Origin of the sequence: Streptomyces sp. NPDC091209 (assembly GCF_044757755.1) — a bacterium.
In the GTDB taxonomy this organism is placed as follows: Bacteria; Actinomycetota; Actinomycetes; order Streptomycetales; family Streptomycetaceae; genus Streptomyces.
Map to the genome: position 1 here is coordinate 1,411,624 of NZ_JBIVVR010000001.1, position 25,439 is coordinate 1,437,062.

At 69.7% G+C, this 25,439-nt stretch carries 20 protein-coding genes and 1 pseudogene; 13 read left to right on the forward strand and 8 right to left on the reverse strand.

Annotated features, from left to right (window positions below; all coding sequences use genetic code 11):
- Positions 1-32: 32 nt before the first annotated feature.
- Positions 33-935, reverse strand: coding sequence for a hypothetical protein (locus ACIQRL_RS06125; protein WP_401327580.1), 903 nt, complete (start codon positions 933-935; stop codon positions 33-35).
- A gap of 677 nt (positions 936-1,612) precedes the next feature.
- Positions 1,613-2,917: an ROK family protein gene (locus tag ACIQRL_RS06130; protein WP_401327583.1), complete on the reverse strand. Its 1,305-nt coding sequence runs from the start codon at positions 2,915-2,917 to the stop codon at positions 1,613-1,615.
- A gap of 174 nt (positions 2,918-3,091) precedes the next feature.
- Between ACIQRL_RS06130 and ACIQRL_RS06135 the strand changes: the two genes are divergently transcribed.
- A complete protein-coding gene (locus ACIQRL_RS06135) occupies positions 3,092-4,183 on the forward strand; it encodes a Gfo/Idh/MocA family oxidoreductase (RefSeq protein ID WP_401327585.1) in 1,092 nt (363 codons plus the stop codon).
- Positions 4,180-4,665, forward strand: coding sequence for a heme-degrading domain-containing protein (locus ACIQRL_RS06140; protein WP_401327588.1), 486 nt, complete (start codon positions 4,180-4,182; stop codon positions 4,663-4,665). The genes ACIQRL_RS06135 and ACIQRL_RS06140 overlap by 4 nt, the downstream gene beginning before the upstream one ends.
- A 258-nt stretch (positions 4,666-4,923) precedes the next feature.
- On the opposite strand, the gene ACIQRL_RS06145 is transcribed toward ACIQRL_RS06140, so the two are convergent.
- From ACIQRL_RS06145 to ACIQRL_RS06160, 4 genes and pseudogenes are all read right to left on the reverse strand, one after another.
- On the reverse strand, positions 4,924-5,781 hold the full coding sequence (locus tag ACIQRL_RS06145) for a fumarylacetoacetate hydrolase family protein (protein ID WP_401327591.1): 858 nt from the start codon (positions 5,779-5,781) through the stop codon (positions 4,924-4,926).
- A 172-nt stretch (positions 5,782-5,953) separates the two neighbouring features.
- Positions 5,954-6,700: a YidC/Oxa1 family membrane protein insertase gene (locus ACIQRL_RS06150; protein WP_401328132.1), complete on the reverse strand. Its 747-nt coding sequence runs from the start codon at positions 6,698-6,700 to the stop codon at positions 5,954-5,956.
- Positions 6,701-6,841: 141 nt separating this feature from the next.
- On the reverse strand, positions 6,842-7,150 hold the full coding sequence (locus ACIQRL_RS06155) for a DUF6412 domain-containing protein (RefSeq protein ID WP_401327594.1): 309 nt from the start codon (positions 7,148-7,150) through the stop codon (positions 6,842-6,844).
- A gap of 242 nt (positions 7,151-7,392) precedes the next feature.
- Positions 7,393-7,914 (reverse strand): annotated as a pseudogene (locus tag ACIQRL_RS06160) (winged helix-turn-helix transcriptional regulator); the annotation flags it as partial.
- 81 nt (positions 7,915-7,995) lie between these two features.
- Here ACIQRL_RS06160 and ACIQRL_RS06165 point away from each other — a divergent pair.
- A complete protein-coding gene (locus ACIQRL_RS06165; protein WP_401327597.1) occupies positions 7,996-9,498 on the forward strand; it encodes an MFS transporter in 1,503 nt (500 codons plus the stop codon).
- Between the two features lie 93 nt (positions 9,499-9,591).
- Here the strand turns inward: ACIQRL_RS06165 and ACIQRL_RS06170 are convergent, their stop codons facing one another.
- A complete protein-coding gene (locus tag ACIQRL_RS06170; RefSeq protein ID WP_401327600.1) occupies positions 9,592-10,395 on the reverse strand; it encodes a class E sortase in 804 nt (267 codons plus the stop codon).
- A gap of 339 nt (positions 10,396-10,734) precedes the next feature.
- Between ACIQRL_RS06170 and ACIQRL_RS06175 the strand changes: the two genes are divergently transcribed.
- From ACIQRL_RS06175 to ACIQRL_RS06205, 7 genes are all read left to right on the forward strand, one after another.
- On the forward strand, positions 10,735-12,210 hold the full coding sequence (locus tag ACIQRL_RS06175; RefSeq protein ID WP_401327603.1) for a beta-1,6-galactanase: 1,476 nt from the start codon (positions 10,735-10,737) through the stop codon (positions 12,208-12,210).
- Between the two features lie 160 nt (positions 12,211-12,370).
- Positions 12,371-13,390: an SEC-C domain-containing protein gene (locus ACIQRL_RS06180; RefSeq protein WP_401327606.1), complete on the forward strand. Its 1,020-nt coding sequence runs from the start codon at positions 12,371-12,373 to the stop codon at positions 13,388-13,390.
- A 183-nt stretch (positions 13,391-13,573) separates the two neighbouring features.
- Complete coding sequence (locus ACIQRL_RS06185; protein WP_401327607.1) at positions 13,574-15,154, forward strand: ATP-binding protein; 1,581 nt, start codon at positions 13,574-13,576, stop codon at positions 15,152-15,154.
- 122 nt (positions 15,155-15,276) lie between these two features.
- Positions 15,277-18,219, forward strand: coding sequence for a Z1 domain-containing protein (locus ACIQRL_RS06190; protein ID WP_401328135.1), 2,943 nt, complete (start codon positions 15,277-15,279; stop codon positions 18,217-18,219).
- 47 nt (positions 18,220-18,266) lie between these two features.
- Entirely contained in the window at positions 18,267-19,247 is a 981-nt protein-coding gene (locus ACIQRL_RS06195) for a NaeI family type II restriction endonuclease (protein WP_401327610.1), read from the forward strand.
- A 2-nt stretch (positions 19,248-19,249) separates the two neighbouring features.
- Positions 19,250-20,008 carry an NgoMIV family type II restriction endonuclease gene (locus tag ACIQRL_RS06200; RefSeq protein ID WP_401327613.1) on the forward strand — a complete coding sequence of 253 codons (759 nt, stop codon included), beginning with the start codon at positions 19,250-19,252 and terminating at the stop codon, positions 20,006-20,008.
- Between the two features lie 10 nt (positions 20,009-20,018).
- On the forward strand, positions 20,019-20,522 hold the full coding sequence (locus ACIQRL_RS06205; RefSeq protein ID WP_401327615.1) for a very short patch repair endonuclease: 504 nt from the start codon (positions 20,019-20,021) through the stop codon (positions 20,520-20,522).
- Here ACIQRL_RS06205 and ACIQRL_RS06210 read toward each other — a convergent pair.
- The gene (locus tag ACIQRL_RS06210) at positions 20,515-21,204 is read right to left on the reverse strand and encodes a hypothetical protein (RefSeq protein ID WP_401327617.1); all 690 of its coding nucleotides are present in this window, start codon (positions 21,202-21,204) and stop codon (positions 20,515-20,517) included. The two genes, ACIQRL_RS06205 and ACIQRL_RS06210, sit on opposite strands and share 8 nt — an antisense overlap.
- A gap of 219 nt (positions 21,205-21,423) precedes the next feature.
- Here ACIQRL_RS06210 and ACIQRL_RS06215 point away from each other — a divergent pair, with 219 nt between their 5' ends.
- The 3 genes from ACIQRL_RS06215 to ACIQRL_RS06225 all read left to right on the forward strand — a co-directional run bounded on the left by ACIQRL_RS06215 (position 21,424) and on the right by ACIQRL_RS06225 (position 25,420).
- The gene (locus tag ACIQRL_RS06215; RefSeq protein WP_401327620.1) at positions 21,424-22,101 is read left to right on the forward strand and encodes a hypothetical protein; all 678 of its coding nucleotides are present in this window, start codon (positions 21,424-21,426) and stop codon (positions 22,099-22,101) included.
- A gap of 77 nt (positions 22,102-22,178) precedes the next feature.
- Positions 22,179-23,594, forward strand: a complete 1,416-nt coding sequence (locus ACIQRL_RS06220) for a ParB N-terminal domain-containing protein (protein WP_401327622.1) — start codon at positions 22,179-22,181, stop codon at positions 23,592-23,594.
- Positions 23,591-25,420, forward strand: a complete 1,830-nt coding sequence (locus ACIQRL_RS06225) for a DEAD/DEAH box helicase (RefSeq protein ID WP_401327625.1) — start codon at positions 23,591-23,593, stop codon at positions 25,418-25,420. Before ACIQRL_RS06220 ends, ACIQRL_RS06225 begins: the two co-directional genes overlap by 4 nt.
- The last annotated feature ends 19 nt before the right edge of the window (positions 25,421-25,439 follow it).

The window sequence follows — 25,439 nt, forward strand, 5'->3', positions numbered from 1 at the left end:
TTCCCGCCACGGCTTCCAGGTGTCGGCGGCCGTCAGCGCCGGCGCAACCGCCGCGCCAGGGCGAGCAGTCCGGCACCGGCGGCGACCAGCGCGAGCGCGAGGGCGGCCAGGACCGGCCTGTTCGGCCTGTCGGTCCCGGTCCTGGCGAGCTGGTCCACGGGCGGCGCGGTCGTACCGGTCGCGGCGGTACCGCTCGCCGTGCCCGTACCGGGACTGGCACCGACACCGGGACCCGCACTGGCCCCGGCACTCGCGCCCGGGCTCGCGCCGGCATCGGTACCGGTGTCCGCGGTGCCGGTGTCCGCGGTGGTGTCCGCGGTGCCGGTCTCCGCGGTGCCGACCGGGTCCTCGGCCTTGGGGTCGCCCCCGACGCTGAACCGGTAGGCGTTCGACTCTCCCACCCAGTCGCCGTCGTCGCCGTGCTTCTGAACGACGGCCGCGTTCGCGACGACGGCGTTCGGGGCGGTCGCGTCCGAGGTCAGGGAGAGCCGCACCTTCACGGTGAGGGTGCGGCCGGGGGCCACGGTGAACCCGGGGAAGCCGTCGTCGAACGGCCCCACGTTCTCGGCCTGGTCGCTCCTCTCGAACTTCACCGCGTGGGCCCGCTCCCCCACGTAGAACTCCAGCCGCGCCTGCTCCGGCCGCAGCGTCCGCTTCTCGTCCACGAGGACGACGACGGGGTGGATCGCGCCGCAGGGGTGCGCCGTGGTGTTGGTGAGGTCGATGTACCAGGTACCGAAGTCGCCGCCGGCCTGATAGGCGTCGGGGCCACCGTGGATACGGGTCTTGATCGGGAAGTCATGGGTGTCGGACGAGACGCAGGCGGGGCGGGGGTCCAGCGCGTGCGCCGGGGTGGGCGTGAGTGTCACGCACAGGGCGAGAGCGGTCGGGGCGAGGGCGGTCGGGGCGAGCGGATGGGACGTACGCAGTCGCATGAGGAGCCTTTGGCCGATCGGGAGGGGGCGGGGATCGGGAGGATCGAAAGCGTCAGTCGATGCCGGGCAATGGCCTCGCGACCCTGACACGCGCCACCCCCACCAGCGCACCGCCACCCGTGAAGCACCCCCCGTTCGGCCCCGAATTTCCCTCATACGGCCCGCAGTTCCCCGGGGGGGGCGACACCTCCCCGGGGAGGTGTCGCCCCCCGGCGGGCCCTCAGTTCCGGCCCGGGGGCCGTGATTCCGGCGGGGCCGCAGTTCCCCTGCGGGGCCGTCGTTCCCGGCGGGGCCGCAGTTCCCCGGCAGGACCATCGTTCCCGGCGGGGCCGCAGTTCCCCGGCAGGACCATCGTTCCCGGCGGGGCCGCAGTTCCCCGGCAGGGCCATCGTTCCCGGCGGGGCCGCAGTTCCCCGGCAGGGCCATCGTTCCCGCCCCGGTCCGTCCCGCTCGGGTCCGCAGGTCCCGCCCGGGTTCGGCAGCCCCTGCTCGGGTCCGGCAGCTCTCCCGCAGGCCTGGCAAATCCCACCCGGTCCGGCAGATCCCCCCAGGGTCCGGCAACCCCCGACCAGGGGCAACGGATCCCACGCCGGGCCCGCACTCCGTGCGCCAGGCCCGCATGCCCTCGGCCGGCGTGCGCGACCCTCGCCGGGCAGCCCGCCCCGCGGCCGCTTCGCTCAGCCCTCTCCCCGCCCGAACAGCGGGGCCAGCATGAGTTGGGCCGCGCCCTCGGCCACCCCTCGCGCTCCGCCGGGGGCCACCCGGACCGGCACCGGGGCGACGCCCCCCTCGCGCCGGGCCCGTTCCTCCAGTACGGCCCCGACCCCTCGTACGAAAACATCCTCGTGAGCGGCGACCGTACGTCCGCCCAGCAGCACGAGGTCGATGTCGAGCAGCCCCACCAGATTGGCCGCCCCGGCCCCGAGCACCCGGGCCGCCTCGGCCACGGCACCCCGGCCCACCGCGTCCAGACACAGCACCTCGATGCACCCCCGGTTCCCGCACTCGCACAGCGGCCCGTCCAACTGGATGACCTGGTGCCCGAACTCCCCGGCCCCGGTACGCGCCCCCCGGTGCACGGCCCCGCCGATCACGAGCCCGGCTCCCAGTCCCGTACCGAGATGCAGATACGCGAAGGATCCGCCGCCACCCGCGAAACCGACGCCGGAGCCGACGCCGGACGGTCCGCCGGACGAAAGGTCGGGCGATAGGCCGGACGAGGCGACGGGCCAGCCGTCGGACAGGGCGTCGGACGCGGTGCCGGTCCCCACCGCGACGCCCAGCGCCGCCGCGTTGGTGTCCTTGTCCACGACCACCGGCAGCCCGAGCCGCCCGGCGAGCGCGTCCCGCAGCGCGAACCCGTCCCACTCGGGGAAACCCGTGACCCGGTGCAGCACTCCCAGGGTGTGATCGAGGGGCCCCGGCAACGCGACCCCCACGCCCAGCGGGGACACCCCGCCGAGCAGGGCCGAGACCTCGTCGGCCGCTCCCTCGACCACCGCGTCGGCCCCGGCACCCAGGTCCAGCGGCGCGCGCCGCTCGGCCGTCACGGCCCCGGTGAGATCGCAGAGCACCGCGGTCAGCTCGTCCCGGTCCAGGTGCAGCCCGACCGCGTGCCCCGCCTCGGGTACCAGCCGCAGGACCGTACGGGGTTTGCCGCCCGTGGACGCGCGGCGCCCCGCCTCCGTCGCGAGACCGTCCGCCCGCAGCCGCGCGGTGATCTTGCTGACGGCCTGCGGGGTCAGCCCGGTCCGCTCGGCGAGCTCCAGACGGCTGATGCCGGCGGCCCCCGCCGTGCGCAGCAGGTCGAGCACCAGCGCGGCGTTGTGACTGCGCAGGGCCGGCAGGTTCACCCCGGCCGCCCCGGCACCCGAACCGGTTCCCGGACTCCCGGAGACACCCTGGTTCCCGAAAACTCCCGAAGCCCCGGCCGCACCCCGGTTCGCGAAGACACCGGACGCCCCGGTCGCACCCCGGTTCACGAAAACACCGGAGGCCCCTGCTCCACCCTTGCCCGCGAAAACACCGGGAGTCCCGGGTACACCTGAATTCCCAGGGATCTCCGGCATCCCGGCCCCACCCGCATCAGTCCTGTTCACATCACCCATTCTCCCCCGCGCTTGCACTTTGGCAACAGCGTTGCCAAAGTAGGACCCATGACAGGCATGACTGGTACTGGTACGCCCCTTCGCGTGGGTCTCGTCGGCTACGGCCTCGCGGGTTCCGTTTTCCACGCCCCGCTGATCGCCACGACCGAGGGGCTCGCCCTCGACACGGTCGTCACCACCCATCCGGAGCGCCAGGCGCAGGCCCGCTCCGAGTTCGGCGACGGACTCCGGTTCGCCGCCACGCCCGAGGAACTGCTGGCACGCGCCGACGAACTCGACCTGATCGTCATCGCGTCCCCGAACAAGACCCACGTCCCGATCGCGACCGCCGCCCTGAAGGCCGGCCTCCCCGTGGTCGTCGACAAGCCCCTCGCCGGTACGGCGGCGGACGCCCGCGAGCTGGCCGCCCTGGCCGACGAGCGCGGCCTGCTGCTCTCCGTCTTCCAGAACCGCCGCTGGGACAACGACTTCCTGACCCTGCGCAAGCTGTTCGCCGAGGGCGAGCTCGGCGACGTCTACCGCTTCGAGTCCCGCTTCGAGCGCTGGCGCCCGCAGCCGAAGGGCGGCTGGCGCGAGTCCGGCGACCCGGCGGAGATCGGGGGTCTCCTCTACGACCTCGGCAGCCACCTCGTCGACCAGGCGCTCGTCCTCTTCGGCCCCGCGGCCTCGGTGTACGCCGAGTCCGACGTCCGCCGTCCGGGCGCGCTGACCGACGACGACACGTTGATCGCGATCACGCACGAGAGCGGGGTCCGCTCCCACCTCTACGTCTCCGCGACGACCGCCCAGCTCGGCCCGCGCTTCCGTGTCCTCGGCTCGCAGGCGGGTTACGTCAAGTACGGCCTCGACCCGCAGGAGGCCGACCTGCGGGACGGCAAGCGGCCCGGCGTCACGGCCGAATGGGGCATCGAGCCGGAGGCCCTGTGGGGCCGCGTCGGCTCCGGCGAGTCCCCGCTGACCGGCGGCGGCCGCCCCGAGCCGACGGTTCCTGGCGCGTACCCCGCGTACTACGCGGCCGTCGCCGCCGCGATCCGTGACGGCGGCCCCAACCCGGTCAGCGCCCACGAGGCCGCCGCCGCCCTCGACGTCCTGGAGGCGGCCCGCCGCTCCGCCCACGAGGGAGTGGTGGTGTCGCTGTGAACGCGTCCGCCGCACCGGAGATCGCCGAGCTGATCACCGAGCTGGAGGAGCAGGAGCGCCGTCTGACGCTCCCCCGCTTCACCCACGACGACGCCTGGACTCTCGGCGCCCTCCTCGTCGAGCTCGCCCGCGAGCGGGGCGCGCCGGTCGCCGTCGACATCCGCCGCGGCGGCCAGCAGCTCTTCCACGCGGCGCTGCCGGGTTCCACCCCGGACAACGACGCGTGGATCGACCGCAAGCGCCGCGTCGTCGAGCGCTACGGCTGCTCCTCGCTGCTGGTCGGCTCGCGCTTCCGCGCCAAGGGCACGACCTTCGAGGAGTCCTCGCGCCTGGACCCCGACACGTACGCGGCCCACGGGGGCGCGTTCCCGATCGCCGTGACCGGCGCGGGTGTCATCGGCACGGTCGTGGTGTCGGGCCTGCCCCAGGTCGAGGACCACAAGATGGTGGTCGAGGCCCTGGAGAAGTTCCTCTCCGCCTGACGAACCGCTTCCCCGCGCCCCACCCGGGGCGCGGGGAACGGCGCGCCCAACCACAACACACCCGCAGCGAACAACGGACAGGCGAGCCCCGCCAGGGGCGCGAGGAACGGCGCGCCCAACCACAACACACCCGCAGCGAACAACGGACAGGCGACCCCCGCCAGGGGCGCGAGGAACGGCGCGAGCAACCACAACACACCCGCAGCAAAAGACTCACCCCGGCCCCAGCGGACCCCAACCGCGAACCGAGCGGAGCGATCACGCGTTCTTGAGTTCCTGCCGCTGCCGTCCCAACCCCTCGATCTCCAGCTCCACGACATCCCCCGCCCGCAGATACGGCTTCGGCTCGGGCTGCCCGAGAGCCACCCCGGCCGGCGTCCCCGTGTTGATGACATCACCGGGGTACAGCGTCATGAACCGGCTGACGTACCGGACGACCTCGGCGACCGGGAAGATCTGCTCGGCCGTCGTACCGTCCTGCTTGAGCTCACCGTTCACCCAGAGCTTCAGCGACAGCGCCTGCGGGTCCGGGACCTCGTCCGCGGTCACCAGCCACGGCCCCAGCGGGTTGAACGTCTCGCAGTTCTTGCCCTTGTCCCAGGTGCCGCCGCGCTCGATCTGGAACGCGCGCTCGGAGACGTCGTGCGCCACCGCGTACCCGGCGACATGCGCGAGCGCCTCCTCCTCCGACTCCAGGTAGCGGGCGGTACGGCCGATGACGACCGCCAGCTCGACCTCCCAGTCGGTCTTCTCCGACCCGCGCGGCACGAGCACCGTGTCGTCCGGCCCGACCACGGTGTCCGCCGCCTTGAAGAAGATCACCGGCTCGGCGGGCGGCTCGGCCCCGGTCTCCCGGGCGTGGTCGTGGTAGTTCAGCCCGATGCACACGACCTTGCCGATCCGGGCCAGCGGCGGCCCGACGCGCAGTCCGGCCGGGTCCAGCGCGGGCAGCTCACCGGCGGCCGCGGCGGAGCGGATCCGGCCGAGCGCCGCGTCGTCGGCGAGAAGCGCCCCGTCGATGTCCGCGACGACGCCCGACAGATCCCGCAGGGTCCCCTCGGCGTCGAGCAGCGCGGGCCGCTCCGACCCCGCCGTACCGACTCGCAGCAGCTTCATGGTCACCATCTCCCTCGATCGCGGGCCGTCGCCCGACGGGTGCGGCCATCGGAGGACCGGCCGATCCTCCAAGCTCGCCGTCCAGTCCGCAAGACCCCGTTCACGGACTGGACCGGACCGCGCCCGGTTTCCTCACCGACGCGGGGCCCCCACGGGACGGACCGGGCCGCCGTCAGACGAGAGCCACGGCCGCGGGTGCCGCCCCCGGCATGTCCCGGTAGAGCGCCGCCCGCTCCACCGCGCTCCAGGTCGTACTGGTCACGACGTACAGCGCGGCCGCCAGCGGCACCACGGCCACGGTGAACAGTGTGAAGAAGGACATGAACGGCATGAACTTGGCGACCGAGGCGAGGGCGGCCGCCTGGTCACCCTCGCCCACCGGAGGCGCGGCGGCGGTCATCTTCTTCGTACGCACGTAGTTGAAACTCGCCACGACCGCGACGACGGCGAAGAGGGCCAGGTAGACGAGACCGGCCGGCCCGAACAGCCCGCCGTGGCCGAGCGCGTCCGCCCAGCGGCCCCCGAGCGGCGCGGCGAACAGTTTGTGCCCGAGCAGGGTGTTGGCCTCGCCGCCGATCGTCGAGCTGGAGAACAGGTGGTAGAGCAGGAAGAAGGCCGGCATCTGGAACAGGCTGGGCAGGCATCCGGAGAGCGGCGACACCTTCTCCTCGGCGTGCAGTTCCATCAGCGCCTTCTGGAACTTCTCGCGGTCCTTCCCGTGCTTCTTCTTCAGCTCGGTGATCCGCGGCTGCAGCGCCGCGCGCGCCCGCTGCCCGCGCGCCGACGCCCGCGACAGGGGATGCACGAGCAGGCGTACGAGCGCGGTGAACAGGACGATCGCGGCGGCGGCCGCCGAGTCGTGGAACAGCGGCTGGAGCAGGTCGGCGATCTGTGCGACCAGGTGCGCGAACGCGGACATGAACGTGGACATGGGTGAGCCCTCCGGGGGTCTCGTCGTGCCGGGAGTACGGAATGCGGCATGACGACCCGCGCAGGTCACCTGGGACGGAGAGCCACCTCGGGTGAGAAATCACCGAGGGTGGAGGGGTGAAGAGGTGCCCTACGCGGTCGCCGGGAGGGCGTGTCCGGGGGCCCTGGGCCGCGGGCGTCCACTCGCGTCCGGATCGCGTTGCGGCAGGAAGGCCGTACGGCGGGCGCGGTCGCGGATGGCCGTACGCACGCGGGTGGGCGCCACGACGGGCGCGCAGCGCGCCACGATGAGGGAGCAGGCCGCGAAGGCGGACCCGGCCGCCGCGGTCGCGGCGAACGCGACGGTGGCGGTGAGGCTGCCCGTGTCGAGCAGGGCGACCTCGAGGAGCAGGAGCAGCAGTACGGCGGCGGGGCGGGCGTTGGCCCAGGTGCGGATCATCGGCTGCCCCTCCTCTCGTACGCGGTGCGCCCCTCGACGAGGGGCGCGTGTCCTTCCGATCGTTATACAGGATGATTCTGGGCCAACCGCCCGGCATCCGCCTTGGTATTCGTCGTGACATTCGTCCCGTCGTCCGAGCCGGCGTCCGCCCCGGCAGCCGTCCCCGCGGGCTCTGACGAGTCCCCGGCCGGCCGGGCGTCCGGCCCGACCCGCTCGCGGGAGTCGACCCCCGCCGGCTTCCGGGGTTCCGTGTCGACCGGCTCCAGCAGTCGCCGCGGTCCGAGCAGGGCCCGGCTGACCGGATCCGCCGGGTTCCGGTCGAGTCCGGGGCCCGGTGTCATCTCGACGTCCGGGACGGGCACGACCAGGGCGCAGACGGGGCACTCGCCGTACGGGCCGAGTTCCGTGCCGCAGACGGCGTGCCGGAAGTACCGCAGACGACTCTCGGAGAAGTGCTCGCGGCCCCACAGACCGAGCGAGCGCACGGTGGGCCACAGGGCGATCCCGCGGTCGGTCAGGACGTACTCGTCACGCGGCGGCGACTCCTGGTAGCGGCGCTTTTCGAGGATGCCCTCGGCGGTGAGCGCCTGGAGGCGGGCGGCGAGCACGGCGCGGGGGATGCCGAGGTGCACGAGGAAGTCGTTGTAGCGCCGTACGCCGTAGAGCGCGTCGCGGATGACGAGGAGCGTCCAGCGCTCGCCGACGATCTCCAGCGCGCGGGCGATCGAGCACTCCTGCGTCGCGTAGTCCTTGCCCAGAGCCATGCCCCCACTGTAGCCACTTTTCAACCTGTTGGTTCAGTGAACGAACCTAGGGTGTTACGGTCTATCCGTACCGAAGGTTCAATGACCGAACCCACCCAGGAAGTGAAGGGGCAGGCCATGACCCGGCTCGACCGGACCGACACCAGCACGCAGCCCGAGCACGCCACCGCACCCTCCGGGGGCACTGTGACGTCGGCCTCACCGGCCGGATCGGCCCGCACCCGTTCCTCGGCCTCCGCGGCGGAGAGCGCTCCGCGGGCCACCCCGACGCTCGCCCTGACCAGTGCCGCCACCGCCGTGGCCCTGATGACGTACACGGCGCCGATGGTCACGCTCCCCGACACCGCAGCCGCGCTGCACACCTCGGTCTCCGCCCAGGCCTGGCTGCTCAACGGCACCCCGCTGGGCCTGGCCGCGCTGCTCCTGGTCGCGGGCAGTCTCGCGGACGACTACGGCCGCCGCCGGATCTTCCTGGCCGGCACCGTCGCCCTCGGCGTCACCACCGCCCTGGGCGCCCTCGCGGGCTCGACCTGGCTGTTCACCCTGACCCGGATCGCCCAGGGCGCGGCGAGCGCGGCGATCCTCGCGAGCAGCCTCGGGCTGATCGTGCACGCCTTCCCGACCCCGCGCGGGCGGCTGCACGCGACGGGGGTGTGGGGCGCGTTCGTCAGCGCCGGCATCGCGGCGGGCCCGCTCCTCGCGGGGGCCATAGCGGGCTGGAACTGGCGGATGGCGTACGCCGTCCTGGGCGCCGCCGCGCTGGTCGTGGCCCTCCTCGGAACCCGCGCCCTCACCGAGTCCCGCGCACCCCGCGGCGGCCGGCCCGACCTCGCGGGGGCGCTGACCTTCGGCCTCGCGCTGGTGTCGCTGGTGGCCGCGCTGACGCTCGGCCGCGACGGCTGGCTGCGCGCGCCGGTGGGCCTGCTGCTGGCGGCGTTCCTCGTCCTGATGACGGTGTTCGTCGCCGTCGAACGCCGTTCCCGGACGCCCATGATCGACCTCGGACTGCTCCGGCACCGCCGCTTCCTCGCCTCGTCGGCGGGCGGCCTCTTCATGGGCCTCGCGGTGATCGGCCTGTTCAGCTTCCTGCCGGCGCTGCTCCAGCGGACGCTCGGGCTGTCCGCGATGGACACCGCCTGGCTGTTCCTCCTGTGGTCCGGCCTCTCCTTCACGGTCGCCCTCCAGGCCCGCCGTCTCGCCGGCCGGGTCTCGCACCGCCATCAGCTCGCCCTCGGCTTCGGGTTGCACGCCGTCGGCGTGCTGACGATGCTCGGCGCGATCGGGGCCGACTCCTGGCCGCGGCTGCTCCCGGGCTTCGTGATCTCCGGGGTGGGCAGCGGGCTGCTCAACGCCGCGCTGCCGCTGCTCGCCGTCGAGTCCGTGCCCGCGACCCGCGCCGCGATGGGCTCGGGCGCCCAGCAGACCTTCCGCTACATCGGTTCGTGCGCCGGGGTGGCCCTCACGATCGCCCTGGTCACCTCCACCGGCGGTCCGGCGCACGGCGCGAACATCGCGATCGTCGTCTCGGCCGGGCTCGCCGCACTGGCGGCGGCGAGCGTCCTGGTGCTCAGGGACCGGGCGTGAGCCCGCTGGACCGGCGGCGCGGCAAGGGGTCCGGCGTGAGCTGGGCCGGGTCCGACGTCAGCCGGGCGGGATCCTGCGTGAACCGGGCCGGCGTCAGCGTGGCCGCATGGAGGTGAGCTTCCCCCAGACCGCCATGCGGTACCGGGAGGTGTACTCGGGGGTGCACGTGGTGAGCGTGATGTAGTACCCGGGTTCGCTGTACCCGTACGACGGCCGGACGGTGCTGCGCGGCACCGGGCGGATCACTCCGACGTCCCGCGAGGAGGTCTGCGGAAGCGTCCGGTCGACGGTGTACGTGTAGACGGCGGTCCTCGTCTCCACGGCGATCGTGTCACCGCGCCGAAGCCTCGGGAGGTACCGGAAGGGCTCGCCGTGCGTGTTCCGGTGTCCGGCGAGCGCGAAGTTTCCCGCCTGGCCTGGCTGTTGGGTGCCCTTGTAGTGGCCGACGTACCCCTTGTTGAGGACGTCCGCCTTGCTCACGCCCTCGGCGACGGGCACCCGGAGCGAGAGCCGGGGAATGCTGAGGACGGCGTAGGCCTGGGACCAACGGGGCCGCATCTGGCCGCCGTTGCCGCCGGACGAGGAGGGCTGCCCGGCGGGGCGTCGGACGCCTCCGGCGGCGGTCCTCCCGTCGCCGCTCCCCCCGGAGCCTGAACCGCCGCCCGTGCCGGGAGTGGGGGACCCCGCGTCCGGGGTCCCCCACTCCCGTTCCAGCGCCTGCACCTTGCGCTCCGCGCCGTGCCGCGCCTCCCGGTTGGTCCACCACAGTTGGTGCACGACCAGGAGGAGCAGCACCACTCCGACGGTGACGAGCACCTCGGCACCGCTCCAGACCGCGCGCCGGTACGCGGCCCGCCGTCGCCGCGTGCCGTGGTGCACGATCCCCGGAGCCCGCATCCGTACGCCCCCTTCGCCGGGCGCACGATAGGCGCCACCCCGCCAACTCGCCAGCCCCGCGCGGCTCCCGTGCGCACCGGGCCGACTCCGCCCGCCCCGGACCCCCCGCGCACCGCTCACCAGGTCGGCCGCCAGGGCTTCCTCCACCGGTTTTAGAAAGGGCTGTCACAACTCTCGACAACCCCACACGCCACACCCGATGCTTCCTGATGGCATCAGCGGGACGGGCGAGCGCCGGCCGGGACGGGCCGGCGGCCGAGTTCGAAGTCGAGTCGTAATCGACGGTCAACTCCGGTGGGACGACCGGCAGTTGTGCCGAGACGGACGGAGAAGCCAGTCATGATCCGACGCAGAACACTTCTGGCCGCGGCGGGCGGCACGGTCCTCGGCGGCGCCCTGGCGACGGGCACCGCCCGCGCGGACGCGACGATCGCCGTCAACCCCGCGACGACGTACGGGAAATGGGAGGGCTGGGGCACCTCGCTGGCGTGGTGGGCCAATGTCTTCGGCGCCCGCGACGACTTCGCCGACCTCTTCTTCACCACCAAGTCGACGACATACAACGGCGCTTCCCGCCCGGGCCTGGGCCTGAACATCGCCCGCTACAACCTCGGCGCGTGCTCCTGGAACAGCGTGGGCGGCGAGAGCATGACCGCCTCCGCCAACATCCCCTCCTTCAAGCAGATCGAGGGCTACTGGCAGGACTGGAACAACGAGGACCCGACGTCGACGGCCTGGAAGTGGACGGCGGACGCCACCCAGCGCGCCGCCCTCACCAAGGCGACGGCACGCGGCGCGACGAGCGAGCTGTTCGCCAACTCCCCGATGTGGTGGATGTGTTCGAACCACAATCCGTCGGGCGCGTCCGGCGGCGGCAACAACCTCCAGTCCTGGAACTACCGCCAGCACGCCTCCCACCTCGCGGCGGTGGCCCTCTACGCGAAGACGAACTGGGGCGTGAACTTCGCCACCGTGGAGGCGTTCAACGAGCCCTCCTCCAGTTGGTGGACGTCCACCGGCACCCAGGAGGGCTGCCACATGGACGCGTCCGTCCAGTCGGCCGTACTTCCGTATCTGCGCAGCGAGTTGAACGCCCGTGGCTTGACGTCCACCAAGATCTCCGCGTCCGACGAGACGAGCTACGACCTGGCCCGTACGACGTGGGGATCCTTCAGCTCGACGACCAAGGGCCTGGTCAACCGGGTCAACGTGCACGGCTACCAGGGCTCGGGCGGCCGCCGGGACCTTCTCTACACGGATGCCGTGACGTCCTCCGGCAAGGCCCTGTGGAACTCCGAGTACGGCGACGGCGACGGCACCGGCCTCACCCTGGCGAGCAACCTCCTCCTCGACTTCCGCTGGCTGCACCCGACCGCCTGGGTCTACTGGCAGGTGATGGACCCGACGGCGGGCTGGGGCATGGTCAAGTACGACGCGAGCACCCTGACGGCGGGCGCGGTCGAGACGAAGCTCTATGTGATGGCCCAGTTCAGCCGCCACATCCGCCCGGGCATGACGATCCTGGACACGGGCGTGGACTACGCGGCGGCGGCGTACGACGCGACGGCCAAGCGCCTGGTCATCGTCGCGGCGAACAAGGCGACGTCCGCCCAGACCCTGACCTTCGACCTCTCCCGCTTCACCACGGTCTCCGGCGGCACGGGCGGCCTGGTCCCCCGCTGGAACACCCTGACGTCCGGCGGCGGCGACCTCTACACGTCCCACTCGGACACCTACCTCAGCGGCAAGTCCCTCGCGGTGCCGTTCGCGGCGGGGGCGGTACAGACGTTGCAGGTGGACGGGGTGGTTGTCTGAGGCAGTCCTGAGGGCGCGGCGGCGCGAACCGCCGCGCCCGACGGTCCACCGGGCGCGCGACGGTTCACCGGGGCGCTCCGGAATATGCCGTCGGGGACTCCCGCGTCTCTGGCCTGCAGGTCTCTCTCCTTGGCGGCCCGACGGCAGTACGGTGTCCCCCATGCGCCCCGACACGCCTGCCGAGAACGTCGACCACACCGCCGAAGCGGCTCGCCTGGAGCGGACCGCCGGCCTGTATCCGGAGGACGCCGAGCACCTGCTCCTGCAGGCCGCGGCCCACCTCGAACTGTCCGGCGACCGCCCCGGCGCCACCACTCTCTACGACCGCCTGCTCGCCTCGGACACTCCCCTGGAGAAGCCGTATCTGGTACGCGCCCTCAAGGCGTCGAACCTGTGGGAGTACGACCACGAGGCCGAGGCCCGCGCGATCATCGACGGCGTCAGGGCCGCGGCCCCGCGTGACCCGGCCCCCTGGGTGATCGTGGCCGAGGCCCTGGAGTCGCACGACGAACTGGAAGCGGCACAGGACACCTTCACCGAGGGAACGACCCTGCTCCTGACGGACGTACCGGAACCCCCCTACTCCACGCTCCCGCTCCTGTTCGGCCGTCACCGGGTGCGCCGCATGCTGGGCGCGGCGCACGACGAGTGGGACGCCCTGGCCGACACCCTGCACTCGTCCCCGATCTCCCTGGACGAACTCCACGACCCGAAGCGGGTCTGGTCCCTGGGCTCGGACAACCCCGCGGAGCTCCAGGCCGAGATCACCCGCCTCCAGGCCGAACTGGGCACCTACCGCGAGGCGCTCTCCCGCCCGTTCCCGGTGGCGGTCCTGCACTGGTCGGCCCCGGAACTCGCGGAACTGACCGCCGCGTACCCGGACCTCACCACCGAGTACCCCTCCCACGAGGAGCACCTCGCGACCATAGAGGCGTCCCTGCGCGAACTGGCCATGTCCGGCACCCCGAACCTCGGCATCGTGACAGCCACGGTCCCGTCCTACGAAGCCTTCGCCGCCTCGGAGGCCTCCTCCCCCTCGGACACGACCCTGCTCCCCCAGTACGCGACGACGCTGGCGGCCCGGGGGCTGGCTGTGGCTTGGCCGCCGCAGCGGGGGGCGGGGTGCTGGTGCGGGTCGGACCGGCCGTACGAGGAATGCCACGGGATCCTGGAAGTCTGAGACCGACGGCGTCCCGCCTGTCGGAGTTTCGGCCGCCCCCTGGACATGTCCGGGGGGCGTCGCGCACATATATTCCGATCCCACTATTCCTTCACAACTAGCACACGCTAACGTCACACGTGACCAGCTGAACCGGCCTGCCCGCACACATTCCGGGCATGTCCCTGTCCGCGAGGAACACGTATGCCGCCCTACCAGCCGTCTTCGGACTGGCAGTTCGACGTACCCACCAGCGGAAGCAAGCGGCTCCCCCCGGCAGCCAGGTCGTTCGAATCGCTCGCGCACCAGGGCTACGGCTTCGAGGCGGCCATCGCCGACCTGATCGACAACTCGATCGACGCGGGAGCCCACAACGTCGTGGTGAGTTTCCTGCGGGACACGGGTGAGCGCGGCGGACGAGACCGCCTCGTCGGTCTCCTCGTCATCGACGACGGCCGTGGCATGGACGAGACGGACCTGGACACGGCGATGACCGTCGGCGGGCGCGCGCAGTACGCCGCCGGCGCCCTCGGACACTTCGGTGCCGGGCTGAAGGCCGCCTCCCTCTCGCACGCCGACGCTCTCACCGTGATCAGCCGGACGAAGCGCAGCCCGTCGACCGGCCGTCGCTGGCTCACCGCCCGCGCGCAGGCCGACTTCACCTGCGACATCGTCGACGCGACCTACTGCCAGAACCTGGTCGACCGCTACGACGGGATCATCGACTGGCACGGCACGATCGTCCGTTGGGACCAGGTCCGCGCGTTCGAGACCATCACCGACGGTCAGACCGACCGCTACCTCAACGACGCGATCGAACGGCTCGAGACCCACCTCGGCCTCTATCTCCACCGCTTCCTCGCCCGCGACGGCTTCCACGTGGACATCGTCGTCGAGGACGTCCACACCCGGGAGGAACTGGACCACCGGAGCGTGGAGCACATAGACCCGTTCGGCTACCGGGTCCCGGGCCGCCCCGGTTACCCCCGTACGTACGTCGCCCCTGTCGAGGGCGTCGGCGATGTCGCGCTCACCGCGCACATCTGGCCGCCCAAGTCCCCGCTGGTCGCCTACCGGGGCATCGGCCCGCTCGCCGAGCGCCAGGGCTTCTACCTCTACCGCAACGACCGGCTCGTCCAGGCCGGCGGCTGGAACGACACCCGCAGCGCGGAGGGCCATCTCGCCCTCGCCAGGATCGCCGTGGACCTGCCGCCCGAGCCCAACGACGTGTTCGCCCTGACCGTCAAGAAGGACGGCGTCCAGGTCACCCCCGCGTTCGCCCGAGGTCTGGAGAAGGCGGCAGCTCCCACCAGTGGCCACACCTTCACCGAATACACCCGTGACGCGGAGACGACCTATCGCGAAGCCGCCAAGCGGCGTACCGAGGTCAAGCGCACGGCCGTCATCCCGCCCGGCAAGGGAATCGACCCGAAGCTGAAGCGGACGCTGCGGGACGAACTGCCGCAGCTCGATGGCGAGGACCCCATCACCTTCAGCTGGGCCAGGCTCGACGTGCCGCCCGGCATCGACTCCGCCGAGCTGCTCTTCACGATCGACCACAAGGAGCGCCTGGTCGTCCTCAACAAGGACTACCGGCACGCCTTCAACGGCGGCCGGCGCGGGGGCTCGAACGACGCCCCGGTCCTCAAGAGCCTTCTCTTCCTGATGCTCAACGAGATCTTCCAGAAGGAACGGGTCTGGGCCAATCAGACCGACAAGGTCGCCCTGTGGAACAGCGTGCTCGTCACCGCGGTACGGGCCGAACTCGCCCGCGTCGAGGGCTAGTCCGCCCCACTCTCCTCATGCATCCACCCGTACGTCAGAGAGGCCACCCGACCGCCGTGACCGCCGAGAACACGCCCTCCCCCGACCACCTCACCGACCTCCACGGCGAGATCCTCGACGCGATGAGCCGGCGCGGCCCCAGGCACTTCGCCAAGCTGGCCTTCGCGCTCGCCGAGGCCGACGAACCGGTGGACACGGACGTGACCGGCTTCCACGACCGCATTCTGGCCGCGGCCCCCGGCGACGAGCTGCTGGCCCTGTGGCGCCGCAAGCTCACCGCATGGGACTTCGAACAGTCCCCCACGTGGTCGACCACCGCGCCTCGCACCCCGGAACGCCGAGCCGAGGTCCACGACAGGCTCGCGTTGGACGCGGATCTCCGCAAAGCGCTCGACGTGGCCGTCCCGGTCCACATGGAACCGGGTCCTGTCACCATCAGCCGCGAGTTCCAGGCCTGGTACACCCGTGACCAGGCGGCGAACCGCTCCTTCTACTGGGCGTCTTACGAGGGTCTGCTGCGCCGCAAGGGCTGGAGCGACGCGGCGGTCTCCGGCCTCGACGAGGCCGCCCACGCGGTCGTCGAGCGGCTCGCCGACCCGACCCGTGACGACCCCTACGGCGCGCGCGGGCTGGTCGTCGGCTACGTACAGTCCGGCAAGACCGCCAACTTCACCGGCGTCACCGCCAAGGCCATCGACGCGGGCTACCGCCTGGTCATCGTCCTGGGCGGCACCCTGAACCTGCTGCGCGGCCAGACCCAGCGCCGTCTCGACATGGAACTGATCGGCCAGGAGAACATCCTGGGAGCCGCCGACCCGAACGACCCGGACGCCCTGGTCGGCATCGACTACCAGGACGACGAGGACTGGCCCGCGAAGTTCGTCTCGTTCGGTGCCCGCCCCTCCGACCTCGGGGCCTTCGACATCGAGCGTCTGACCTCGCGCGACCGCGACTACATGTCACTGGAACGCGGCATCAGCGCGCTGGAGTTCGAGAAGCCCGACCGCACCCGCCCCCTGCACGACCCGGCGAACCTGCACGCGGCCCGCGCACGGATCATGGTCGTGAAGAAGAACAAGTCGGTGCTGGAGAAGCTGGTCAAGGACCTCAAGAAGATGGGTCCGATCCTCGGCGAGATCCCGGCCCTGATCATCGACGACGAGTCGGACCAGGCCTCCGTGAACACCACGGACCCCAAGAAGTGGGAGGACGGCAAGGTCACCCGCACCGCGATCAACGGCCAGATAAGCGCCCTGCTCAAGCTGCTTCCCCGTGCGCAGTACGTCGGCTACACCGCGACCCCGTTCGCCAATGTGTTCGTCGACCCGAGCGACGAGGAAGACCTGTTCCCGCGCGACTTCCTGATCTCCCTCCCCCGTCCCACCGATTACATGGGCGTCCAGGACTTCCACGACCTCGACAACCTCGACGAAGGCGAAGGCGAGGCCGAGAGGAAGCACGTCCGGGGCATCTGCGACTACACGGGCGACCCCGTCATGGAGGCGGAGTCCACGGGCGATCGCCTCCAGGAAGCCCTGGACGCCTTCGTCCTCACGGGCGCCCTGAAGCTCTACCGCGAAGCGCACGGCGTCCCCTCCGGCCCGTTCCGGCACCACACGATGCTCGTGCACGAATCGGTCCGCATGGCCGAGCACGCCGTGCTCGCCGAGCGTATCCGGACGATGTGGCGCAACGCCGCCTACACCGGCCCGGCGGGCCACACCCGTCTGGCCTCCCTCTTCGAGAGGGACTTCCACACCTACGCGGACAGTTCCCTGCCCACCCCCGAGACGTACGCGGGGCTCAAGCCCTTCATCTCCGGATCCTGCCAACTGATCAATCGGGGCGGCAGCCCCGTCATCGTCGTCAACGGCGAGAGCGAACGCGACTACGCCCAGCCCGACCTGGACTTCGACCGCACCCCGAACGTCTGGAAGATCCTGGTCGGCGGCACCAAGCTGTCCCGCGGATTCACGGTCGAGGGCCTGACGATCACGTACTACCGCCGTACGACACAGCAGGCCGACACCCTGATGCAGATGGGCCGCTGGTTCGGTTTCCGGCCCGGGTACCGGGACCTGGTGCGGCTGTACATCGGCCGGGAAGAGACCCTCGGCCGGGGCCGCAGGGCCAAGACCGTCGACCTGTACGAGGCGTTCGAGGCGATCTGCCGCGACGAGGAACTGTTCCGCGCCGAGCTGGCCCGCTACGCCCCGCTGGTGGACGGCCGCCCCCAGGTCACCCCCGCCCAGATCCCACCCCTGGTGAGCCAGCACCTGCCGTGGGTGAAACCGTCGGCCCGGAACAAGATGTTCAACGCGGAGCTGGTGGAGGTGCGGTCGCCGGGAACGCCGATCGAACCGGCGGCATACCCGCTGGACTCCAAGATCACGGCACGGAACACCGAGCGCTGGAAGCCTGTTCTCGCGGCTCTCCTCGGGACTCCAACAACCTGTCTGCTGCGGCCGGATGACACGTCACCCCTATCCCGTAGCTTCCAGGCAGCCACCACGGTGATCCCGCACGCCCAGCTCCTTTCCGTCCTCGGCTCACTGGAGTGGGAGGACGACAACGTGCTCACCCCGCACCTGGCCTACCTGTCCCAGCTCGACGGACGCCTGGCCAGGGTCGACGACTGGCTGGTCATCGCTCCGCAGCGCACGCAGCGCAACCGGATCGAAGCCACTTTGCTGGACCAAGGCCCCTTCTCTCTGTTCCGCCGAAGTCGGCAGGCCGGCAAGCTCTCCTTCGGCCGTATCTCGGGCCTGGAACACCGCATGTACGCGCAGCAGTTGATCAGCAGGCCAGACTCGGACACTCCTGAGGACAGCAACCCCACTCTCGGAGCGGCTCAAGGTGTAGTCCTTCTGTATCCCGTTGTAGAGGCTGCTCAGGATGATGAAGTGAAGGCCGTAGCCGCTACGGGCGCTGCGGCCGCTGACCGGGTCACCATGGCGTTCACCGTGATTCCGCCGAAAGCGGCCATCGACACGAAACAGCGGCTCGTGCGCTTCCGGACGAAGGACTCCAGCCGCCCAGACGCGGTTATCGTCAATGCGTCCTGAGTCGCGACCGTTCCGCACGAAGCAAATCACTCACCGACGAGGAGAGCATGCTTCCTTTCGAAGAGGCCGACATCAAAGCCGCCGTTTCGGTCGCTCAGCTGCAAGCGGCAGCCGGGGTGGACCCTGAACTCGACGACGTCTACGAGCACATCAAGGCGCTCGACCCGACGGGCCAACGATTCGCCAGGATCCTCCGTGACACCATCGACCAGCTGCTCAACGGTGAGGTAACCGGACGCTACGACTGGAAGACGCTCTTCAAGACCGAGAAAACTCACGCGGGAACGCTCGTAGAGATCAATCTGCAGCGTGAGTTCAGGTTCGCCGACGGCGACGCTATGGACTACCAGATCGCCGGCGTCGACGTCGACTGCAAGTACTCCCAGCAGTTCGGGGGCTGGATGATTCCGCCTGAGGCGATGGGCCATCTCTGCCTCCTGGCCTGGGCGGACGATGACAAGTCTCTCTGGAGCGTCGGCCTCGTCCGGATACGCGACGAGTGGCTGAACAGGGGGAACAACCGGGACCTCAAGCTCACGATCAAGGCTGGCCACCGGGACAAGATCAAGTGGCTCTGGCGGGACGAGGACCTCCCCGAGAATGTGCTGCTCCACATGGACGCTGCGGATCGCGAAGCCGTGTTCGCCGCAAACTCCGGGCAGGGTCGCTTGAACGAGCTCTTCCGACGCGCCCAGAAACGGCGCATCGGCCGCAACGTGGTCCGCACGGTGGCTCAGCAGAAGGACTACATGAAGCGAGTCCGCGGCAACAGCGGCAGCCGGTCGGCGCTCAGTACGGAGGGCATCCTCATCATGGGGGACTATGCCAGCCACCGCGAGATCGCCGGCCAGCTGGGGCTCCCCCTCCCAGAGGAAGGCGAGTTCGTCAGCGCACGAGTGGTCAGCGCGCGAGCCCATCATCAGGACGCCCCCCTGGCCGTCCTGGACGGAAAGCAATGGGTCCTCGCCCAGCCAGACGACCCCGTTGAATCCGCACCGCCTTTGCCGTCACACACCAGACAGGACTGACGATGCACGCGCCATTCGCCACCCGCCTCCTAGGCTGGAAGAGGCTGGAGAAGACCGGAAAGCTCGTCCCGAACACGGCCGACTCCGACAGCAATACATCAAAGTTGCTCGCAGGACACATCCTTGAGGCGTTGGGGGTGGAGCCCGATGCCGTACTTCCCGGCACCCCCGAGAGTCTCGGCCCTGCGCTGGAACACGCCGTTTGTGACCATCTGAGAACCGCGCTGCCCCACCTGGCTCCGGAACGCTCGTGGCACGTGGATCACAAGAAGACGGTGGCCTACTTCGCACAGTACAAGCATTTGGACAGAGTCGCCGAAGCGGTACGCAAGAACGCCACTCTCCGTGTCGACCTGGGCCGCGATTACCTCATCAAACCTGATGTGACCGTAGGCGTCACGAGTCCCAGGGCCGAGGCCGCACCCTGCCCCCATCTGCATGCCGCAGTATCCTGCAAATGGACAATCAGGTCAGACCGCGTACAAAATGTGCGCCATGAGTTCCTCCAAATGATCAGGCACCGGCGCGGACGACTGCCGCATCTGGTGGTGGTCACCGCGGAGCCGATGCCCAGCCGGATCGCCTCGATCGCGCGGGGGACAGGAGAAGCCGATGCCATCTATCACGTAGCGCTCGACGCCCTGAAAGTCGCGGTTGCCGCTGTCGGCAGCAGCCAGCAAAAGGACGACCTCGCCGAGATCATCGAACAAGGTCGCCTCCTCCCTTACGGAAAACTGCCACCAACTCTGTCCGGCTGGTAAGCCACCACAGATGACAACTCCCACCTCAGAACCAGAACCGCCTCAGCCCGCCTGGGTACCGCCCGAGGGCTCATGGGCGTCGTCCGCCGCGCGTCGCCGCAACATGCAGGCAATCCGAAGCCGGGACACCACTCCAGAGCGCCTCGTCCGCCGGCTAGTACACGCTCAGGGGCTGCGGTACCGGGTGGCGGCCCGCCCGATGCCAGACCTTCGCCGCACCGCCGACATGGTCTTCCGGCCAACGAAAGTAGCTGTCTTCATCGACGGGTGCTACTGGCACGGCTGCCCTGAGCATTACGTCTCCCCAAAGACCAATCCCGGCTACTGGTCCGACAAGGTGGCCCGGAACATGGCCCGCGACCGCGATACAAACGAGCGCCTACAGGCAGCCGGCTGGCTTGTCCTGCGCTTCTGGGAGCACGAGCCAGCGGAAGAATGCAGTGCAGCGATCCGCCAAGCGGTGGTATCCAGGCGTCCGGCCTCCCCCGCCAGCAAGGCGGACGCTCCTACATAGCCAGGAACATCCCGAGTGCGCGCTGGGCCATGGCGTTGTCTTTGATCCTCATGAACTCATAGGCAATCTCGGCAAGATGGCGCCCATCACGCCCGGTCTGCGCATACCGGAGAATCACGTCCGCCTCAGAACCCAGCCCGCATGCCCTGCACGCGGTCACCGCGTGAGCCACCTCCGTCGGCCCGCCCGCCACGCCGACGTGCCGCAGAACGCCGGCAACATCCTCGGCCCTTCTGTTCTGTTTCATGTCCAACAGGGCCAGCGCGGTGGGCCACTGCACTTCCGCGTGTTGCCGGTCCCCCTGCGCCAGGGGGACCGGCAACACGGTGCGCTGGCAGTCCGCGCACAAAGCCGCCGGCGGTTCGCATGCCTTGACCCGGAGGTCTTCAAGCTCTTCCCAGGTGACCGGCATCGAGGCGTCGCTCGTCCGCGCAACCGTCTCCGCCAGGTCGTAGAGCGCGCGGATCACCTCACGTTTCGGCTTGTGGATGCGCGCGTTGAGCAGATCGGAGAGTGCACTCGATGAGGTGTCGCAGCCTCGGTCACGCCTTGCCAGCTCGGCATGTGTCTGCCTCAGCGGCAGGCCGACCACCCTCATCAAGCTGCGCAAGGTCCTGGCGAGGACCTTTCTCTCCTCCGGTATTCCGGCATCCAGTTCCCTGAAGCGACCCGATCGCGGCACGCCAGCTCCTTCTGTCCCACCCCGCCACAGCTCTTGACGACAGTGTGCCTCCGGCCACCCCCGGCTGACTCAGCATCTGTGTCCGGATCCTCATCTGGACACCCAGCCACTTCTCTTTCAGACGCACTTGAGGTTCCGTTGTGCTCAGCGGGCCACTGTCAGGCGCCAACTGCCCTGACACGCAGTCGGGCTGGTCCGCTCAAGCTCTGCGAGGTGGAGATGAGCACGGCCTTGCCTTCATGGCGGGACAGCAAACTGGGCACGATGAAGCGCGCCGCACTCTGGCTTGTCCAGGTGGTCGGCGAGGGAAACGTCTTCACCAAGACGGAGCTGCGTGATGCCTTTCCGGATGTGGCGCAGATCGACCGCCGCATGCGGGATCTCCGCGATTTCGGGTGGAAAATCGACACCAAGCGCGAGGACATTGACCTTGACGCCAACGAGCAGCGCTATGTCCAGCGCGGTGAGCCCGTCTGGGAGCCAGGCCGCGGCACCCGGCCCAAGAGCGCGATCACGGTGAACCAGCGCCGGGAGCTGCTGGCCGCGTACGGCCACAAGTGCAGTTCCTGCGGTGCCGCCCCGGGAGACACCTACGCCGACTCGGATGTCACGGCTCAGCTCGACGTGGCCAGACGTGAAGTCGTACAGCTGGACGGCACAAAGGCGCTTCAGTACGTCGTCGAGTGCAACCGCTGCCGTGTCGGCGGGATCGGTTCCACGTACGACGTGCCGGCGTTGCTCTCCGAGGCTGTATCGCTGCCCTCCCTCGAACTCGACATCCTGAAGACCTGGATCAAGCAGGACGCCCGGACCTTCAGCGCCGTCGAAGACCTCTGGGCGAGGTACCGCGCCCTGCCGGCCGAGGCACGCGACTCCTTCCGTGACGGTCTGAAGTAAACGCCCGAAGGGGGCGGGCCGGCCATCGGCGCGCCCCCATCAGCCCCCAATGCTCAATCCAGTTACGAGAGGTACCCATGCCGACGGACTTTGGCGTCCCGCCGACTGCGGAGGAGAACCGCGCCCTGGTCGAACAGCGGCTTCAGGACGCGCGCACGGGCGACGCCGTGCCCGAGACGCTCCGTGTGGAGTTCCGGGGCCGGCCGATCCACGTCGAGGTCATCGACATGGACGTAGACCGGCTCTACTACAACCCCGCTACACACAGAGTCAGCGCTCAGCGCGCCCACGACCCCTTGCAGGAACAGGAACTGGCGAAGGACGCATGGTCCGACGCCGGCCAGAGCTATCTGCACGACCTGCTGATGGCGAAGCCGTCTGACCCGCACCAGCGCGACCCGGATTTCGACAAGCTGATGGAGAGCCTTCGCGAACACCGGCAGAACGAGCCGGGACTCATCTCCCGTGAAGGTGTTCTCGTCAACGGAAACACCCGACGGGCCGCTCTCAAGAAGCTGGGCGTCCGGACCATCCGTGTAGGTGTACTCCCCGCCAGCTGCACCTGGGACGACATCCTCACGGTCGAGTTGTCGCTGCAGCTCAGGCCTGACCGTCGGCGCGAGTACTCCTACATCAACCGTCTCATGGCCGTTGAGGAGCAGATCAAGCTGGGGCTTCCCCTCGCCGCAATCTCTAAGCTGTTCCACACCACGACACCGGCGCTGGAACGGGATACCTGGGTCCTCGGACAGTTGCGTGACCTGGAGAAGCGTAGCGAGCACGGACGGAACAAACTGCGTCTGATGGACTTCGAGGACGCCCAGGAGCGCTTCGCCGAGCTGTACCGCGTCTACGTAAAGGAGAAGGCCAGGAACAAGGAAAAGGCCGACACGCTTCTTGAGTACCGTCTGGCCGCGATCGTTCTCGACATCGCCAAGACTGACATTCGGGCCATCCATACCGATTTTCGCGAGAAGTTTCTGGAGCATCGCCTGCCCGAGCGATCTCGGGCCGTGGTACCAGAGCCCCCGAAGGCGGTTTCTATCCCAGGCCTCAACCGTTCCGTGCCGGCCCCGAGTTCTGAAACGGCGCAGGCGCGCGCCCTCACGGACACGCTGCTCAAAGCCAAGGCTACGCAGAAGTCCGCAGCCACCGCGACACCCGAGGAGATCACTGACGCCAACCAGTCCGTGAAGCTTTTGGGGACTGCGTTTGGCGAGTCGGTCCAGGCCGCTGTTGACGAGAAGCGCAAGCAGAAGAAGCGACTTGCCGCTCCCGATCGAGTCACCGCGGCAGTCGACGATCTTCAACAGTGTGTGACTGACCTGGTCATGGCCCGCGGAAACAACAGCCTGGACGAGGGCGCTTTCGACGACGCTCTGATCACGCTCCGGCAAGCACTGACGAAGGTGTCCGCTGAGGCCTCAAGGAGCATTCAGCTTCCGGGGGAGGGCCTGGCCTGGCTGCGTGAGGCCGTGGCAGGCCAGCAATGACACAACCTGACAGTCCGTCTCTGCGCATCACGTTCGACGTCACAAGGACACGGGCGGTACTCCGGGCCAGGCCAGGCCTGGAAGGAGACTTCGGCATGCTGGCCACCCGGGTGACTCCGGGTGGCCAGCTGGGCCCGCTGGCGTCGGAGACCGACATGGACAGCTTCCTGTCCGTCATCGGCGAACTGGCTGGCTGGCCCCACACTGACGTTGAGTGGGAACCCGAGCTGGCCAGCCTGGTCACCGGCGTTCTTGATGACTCTGAGACCGTGCAGACCCGGCTTGGCTCACCGTCTGCCGAGTCCCAGTCAGCGCCGCTCGCGCCGGAGGATGTCCACGCCCTGCTTGGCGCCGGCTGGCAGGCAGACCTGACGTCATTCCAGCTCCGGGATATCGGGGAGCTGCTGTCCCTGGGCCATGGCGCGAACTTCAGCGTTCCCGGAGCCGGCAAGACCCGCACGACTCTCGCCGTGTTCAGCGCACTGCGGGAGCGGGGCGAGGTCCGGCGTCTGCTTGTCATCTGCCCCAAAGCGGCGTATGAGGCCTGGCGCTTCGAAGGTGACGTCTGTTTCAAGGAGCCGCTGCGAACTTCCGTAATGGACAACGGATCTCTGGATCCCGAAGCTGATGTCGTCCTGGTCAACTACGAGCGGCTGTCCGGCTCTGTCAGCCGACTGTCGGAGTGGCTGCGCACGGCTCCGGCCATGTTCGTGCTTGATGAGGCGCACCGCATGAAACTCGGAGCGCGCGGCACTTACGGCTCTGCCTGTCTCTCGCTCGGGCCACTGGCCCGGCGGCGTCTCATCCTCACCGGGACGCCAGCCCCCAACAGCGCCCGGGATCTGGAAAACCTGCTCTCGTTCGTGTGGCCGGGACGCGGCAAACAGCTCGTGGTCGAAGCGGTCAGCGGTGGTGACCTCGCTTACGCCAGCCAGGCCCTGCGCCCACTGTTCACCCGTACGACAAAGAAGGAACTGGGCCTCCCGCCCTTCGAACCGGCGGTCCGGTATGTCGACCTTCCTCCGCTGCACCGCGAGCTGTACAGCGCCCTCAAGGGGAACCCGTCCGCTCGCCGGGGTGATCTGGCCTCACTGGGCAAGGCGGCGATGCGCCTGCTGATGGCCGCGATCAGCCCCGCGCTGCTGGCTCCGAGCGACAACCCCCACGATCCGCTCGCCTTTCAGCTGCCAGCGGTTGATATCCCTGCCAGCGACTCTCTGCAGACGCTGCTGCGGCGGCTTCCTCAGCATGAGCTCTCACCGAAGTACGCGGAGACTGTTCGCATCGTCGCGAGGAACGCACAGGCCGGGCGCAAGACGCTGGTGTGGACTGGGTTCATCCGAAGCCAGAAAACCCTGGCGGAGTTGCTGGCACCGCATGCCCCGGCTTCTGTTTACGGCGCCACCTCGGGCCCGGACAGGGAAGCTGAGCTGAGCCGCTTCCGAGAGGACCCGTCCTGCATGGCCCTGATCTCCAACCCTGCCACCCTTGGCGAAGGCATCAGCCTTCACCAGGTGTGCCACGATGCCGTCTACGTGGACCGCGACTTCATGGCTGGCCGCTTTCTCCAGAGCCTTGACCGCATTCACCGGCTGGGGCTGCCTCCGGACACCGAAACCCGCGTGACGGTGCTGGCGGCCCGGGGCACGATCGACGAAATCGTCGCCCTGCGCCTGGAAAAGAAGCTGCAATTCCTGGGCAGCGTGCTCGACGATCCTGCGGTACGCCAACTCGGCGATCTTCAGGAGGAGGAGACCACGGGTCTGGGCATGGACGCCGACGACATCCACGCTCTCCTGTCGCACCTGGACAGCCGAATGCCATGACGGCCGCTGAGGGGCGGGC

Coding starts and splice junctions, on each gene's coding strand:
- ACIQRL_RS06125 (WP_401327580.1), bottom strand. CDS start 935: ATGCGACTGCGTACGTCCCATCCGCTCGCCCCGACCGCCCTCGCCCCG.
- ACIQRL_RS06135 (WP_401327585.1), top strand. CDS start 3,092: ATGACAGGCATGACTGGTACTGGTACGCCCCTTCGCGTGGGTCTCGTC.
- ACIQRL_RS06145 (WP_401327591.1), bottom strand. CDS start 5,781: ATGAAGCTGCTGCGAGTCGGTACGGCGGGGTCGGAGCGGCCCGCGCTG.
- ACIQRL_RS06150 (WP_401328132.1), bottom strand. CDS start 6,700: ATGTCCGCGTTCGCGCACCTGGTCGCACAGATCGCCGACCTGCTCCAG.
- ACIQRL_RS06155 (WP_401327594.1), bottom strand. CDS start 7,150: ATGATCCGCACCTGGGCCAACGCCCGCCCCGCCGCCGTACTGCTGCTC.
- ACIQRL_RS06165 (WP_401327597.1), top strand. CDS start 7,996: ATGACCGAACCCACCCAGGAAGTGAAGGGGCAGGCCATGACCCGGCTC.
- ACIQRL_RS06170 (WP_401327600.1), bottom strand. CDS start 10,395: ATGCGGGCTCCGGGGATCGTGCACCACGGCACGCGGCGACGGCGGGCC.
- ACIQRL_RS06175 (WP_401327603.1), top strand. CDS start 10,735: ATGATCCGACGCAGAACACTTCTGGCCGCGGCGGGCGGCACGGTCCTC.
- ACIQRL_RS06180 (WP_401327606.1), top strand. CDS start 12,371: ATGCGCCCCGACACGCCTGCCGAGAACGTCGACCACACCGCCGAAGCG.
- ACIQRL_RS06185 (WP_401327607.1), top strand. CDS start 13,574: ATGCCGCCCTACCAGCCGTCTTCGGACTGGCAGTTCGACGTACCCACC.
- ACIQRL_RS06190 (WP_401328135.1), top strand. CDS start 15,277: ATGAGCCGGCGCGGCCCCAGGCACTTCGCCAAGCTGGCCTTCGCGCTC.
- ACIQRL_RS06195 (WP_401327610.1), top strand. CDS start 18,267: ATGCTTCCTTTCGAAGAGGCCGACATCAAAGCCGCCGTTTCGGTCGCT.
- ACIQRL_RS06200 (WP_401327613.1), top strand. CDS start 19,250: ATGCACGCGCCATTCGCCACCCGCCTCCTAGGCTGGAAGAGGCTGGAG.
- ACIQRL_RS06205 (WP_401327615.1), top strand. CDS start 20,019: ATGACAACTCCCACCTCAGAACCAGAACCGCCTCAGCCCGCCTGGGTA.
- ACIQRL_RS06215 (WP_401327620.1), top strand. CDS start 21,424: ATGAGCACGGCCTTGCCTTCATGGCGGGACAGCAAACTGGGCACGATG.
- ACIQRL_RS06220 (WP_401327622.1), top strand. CDS start 22,179: ATGCCGACGGACTTTGGCGTCCCGCCGACTGCGGAGGAGAACCGCGCC.
- ACIQRL_RS06225 (WP_401327625.1), top strand. CDS start 23,591: ATGACACAACCTGACAGTCCGTCTCTGCGCATCACGTTCGACGTCACA.